Raw genomic sequence first — 2,659 nt, 5'->3', positions numbered from 1 at the left:
TCGCCAGCGGCTTGGGCGCGTCCACCCGCGTCCCGTCCGACAGCACCAGGAAGGACGCAAGGCCCAGGTCCACGCCCACCGGCTCCCCCTGCCGCAACGGGGGATCAGGCCGCTCCACATCGCAGGTGAGGCTCACGTACCAGCGGTCGGCCTCGCGGGCGACGGTGGCGGAGAGGATGCGGGCCCTCCCTTCGGAAAGCAGGGCCAAAAGCTTCTCCGTCCGCTCCTTGGTGCGCACCTTGCCGATGCGGGGCAGCTGCACGTGCCGGGGGAAGACCCGGATGGAGCCGGTGAAGCGCGCCTTGTTGTCGTCCAGGCTCTTCTTCCGCTTGAAGCGGGGCCTTCCCGCCCGGCCCTGCCGCCAGTTGCGGAAGGCACGCTCTAGATCACGGAAGGCCTCCTGCGGCGCGCACTTGGACACCTCCACCCACCAGGGGGCATGCTGCCGCTTCCAGCGGTTCCACTCCTTGTGGAGCTGGGCCGCAGAGGGAAGAGGCAGGCCTTGTTCCAGCGCCTGCAGGCAGCGGGCAAGGCCCCAGTTGTAGGCGAAGCGGGCGGCGCCCACGTGCTTGGCCAGGGCCACGCGGGCGGCACGGTTGGGGTCCAGCTCGAAGCGGAACGCCTGCGTTACCCGCATCCCATCGCCTCCAGCGCCCGCCGGGCTCGCTTCCGGGCCGACCGGCGCCCGTACAGCCGCCCGCAAGCGGAGGTGAGGATCTCTAAAAGATCCCGCACCAGATCGTCCGTGACCTCGCCTTCTTCCACGACAACGATGCGCTTGCCTGCTGCGGCCAGGGCCGCCTCGACCATCTCAAACCCGAACCGGGCCAGCCGGTCGCGGTTTTCCACCACGATCCGGCTCCCCTTCGGGTCACGCAACACGCGCAGCAGCTGCTTCCGCTTCCCGTTCAGCCCGGAACCGATCTCGGTTACCACGTCGAAGTCCGTCCAGCCCTGCTCCCGGGCAAAGGCCTGAAGGCGCTGCACCTGGCGCTGGAGGTCATCCTTCTGGTCGGCGGCGGAGACCCGCGCGTAGCGCACCGTGCGGCCGTCCGGGTTGGGTTCCTCAACCAGGATGGTGCCGGTGGGGAGCTGCCGGGCGGGAACGGGGAGCTGGCCCGCTTTGAACCACCGCCAGGCGGTGAGGTAGCGGATTCCCTGCTTGCGGGCCCAGTCGGAGAGCTTCATAGTTGAAATGGATGATAACAAAAACGGCAGCTGCTGTCAACCTCCGCACGGGCCCTTCCCCAGCCCATTCCCGACGGCCCCGGCGGACACGATGGGAGAGGCTTGGGATTCCGGCAGGCCCGCTGGGCCCTCCCCTCCCCCGTCCTTTTTCGCCCACCGGGCAGCGGCCATGATCGCGCGAAGGATGACTCACGGGGGAAGCCCTTCGTAGCGACGCACCTCCACCAGGACGAACCCGTGCCGCTCGACCAGCCGGCCATGGGCGTCCAGCCACTGGCGCACCAAATCGCGGGCGTCCCACATCGCCGCCTCCGAGTAGACCAGCCACACCGCCCGGTATCCCCGCACCAGGGCCCGCATCTGCGCATCGACCCAGGCCATATCCACGGGGGTCCCATCCGGGTCCACGTTCGTAGCCGGGGCCCAGGTCCCCGCGTAGGGCTTTCGGAAGTAATAATCAAACACATACTGGACATACCCGATGTGGAACAGGATGAGTTCGTCAGGCCGGTAGGCTCGGGCCACCATCTGGGCGGCGGCGCGGAAGTCGGACTTCAGCGGCACCATCGCCTGGACCCCCAGCCCGGCCGCCATCGGGCCCAGAACGGCGGCCAGGGCGAGGATCCGGAGCCACCGGCCCGGGAGCCGGGCCCACCCCATGGCGGCCAGGGCGAACCACGCCGGCGCCGCGGCGATCAGATAGCGCTCCACGAAAAGCGGCCGGCACAGGGAAAGGGCCGCCAGCAGCGCCCAGGGCCCCAGCGCCCATCCCAGCCATCGCCACCGGATCCCCGCCCGGCCCAAGGCCGCCCCCAGGGCCATCAGCGCCGCCAGGGGGATCGGCCCCCATGCCGGGAACCCGCCCCACACCCCGACCGCGAACCCCCAGCCCAGCATCGCCAGGCTGTTCCGCGGAGCCACCCGCGGGAACCCGGTCTCCCCGCAGGCCAGACGAGGTCCGCCCTCCCATCGGAGCACCTGGCCGACCTGCCACCGCCACAGCGGGAAGGCCAGCGCCAGCCCCAGCACCCCTGCAACCCAGAGCAGCCCTCCGACCCTTCCCAGGCCCTTCCGGCCGGCCAGGGCGAGCAGCGGAGGGAGAAAGAGGACGAACAGGACGTGGCTGTAGAGCCCCATGGCCGCCCAGAGGACCAACTCCATCCATCCCGCGGGATCCCGCCGCGCCCGCTCGGCTGCCCCCCACGCGGCCAGGAACAGGAAGACCAGCAGGGCGTACATCTTGGCCTCCTGCCCGTACCAGACCAGGAAGGGCGCCGCCGCCAGGAACACGCCGACCAGCCGGGCCGCCCCGGCCGGGAGGAAGCGGCGGAACAGGGCCACGCCCAGGGGGACCGCCAATGTGCCCAGCCACGCCGAGGGAAAGCGCAACGCGAACTCCGAATCCCCGGCCACCCGCACCCACTGAAACAGGCCGAGGAAATACAGCGGCCCGTTGAAGCCGGGCTGGGTG

Annotated in this window: 3 protein-coding genes; all 3 read right to left on the bottom strand. The window is 70.5% G+C overall.

The window, feature by feature from the left end; translation table 11 throughout:
• A partial coding sequence (locus tag C4313_RS10595; RefSeq protein WP_352429832.1) for an RNA-guided endonuclease TnpB family protein occupies nucleotides 1-637 on the bottom strand: 637 nt, incomplete at its 3' end.
• Nucleotides 628-1,188, bottom strand: a complete 561-nt coding sequence (locus C4313_RS10590; protein WP_352429831.1) for an IS607 family transposase — start codon at nucleotides 1,186-1,188, stop codon at nucleotides 628-630. The genes C4313_RS10595 and C4313_RS10590, both read right to left, overlap by 10 nt.
• A 189-nt stretch (nucleotides 1,189-1,377) precedes the next feature.
• Nucleotides 1,378-2,659 (bottom strand): glycosyltransferase family 39 protein (locus C4313_RS10585; protein ID WP_352429830.1); only part of this gene is annotated, 1,282 nt, incomplete at its 5' end.

Source organism: Thermoflexus sp. (assembly GCF_040289485.1).
Taxonomy (GTDB): Bacteria; Chloroflexota; Anaerolineae; order Thermoflexales; family Thermoflexaceae; genus Thermoflexus.
This window is presented reverse-complemented; position numbering and strand designations above follow the sequence as displayed.

Bases quoted from the DNA above. Each gene is read 5' to 3' on its own strand.
- C4313_RS10590 (WP_352429831.1), bottom strand. From the start codon at position 1,188: ATGAAGCTCTCCGACTGGGCCCGCAAGCAGGGAATCCGCTACCTCACC.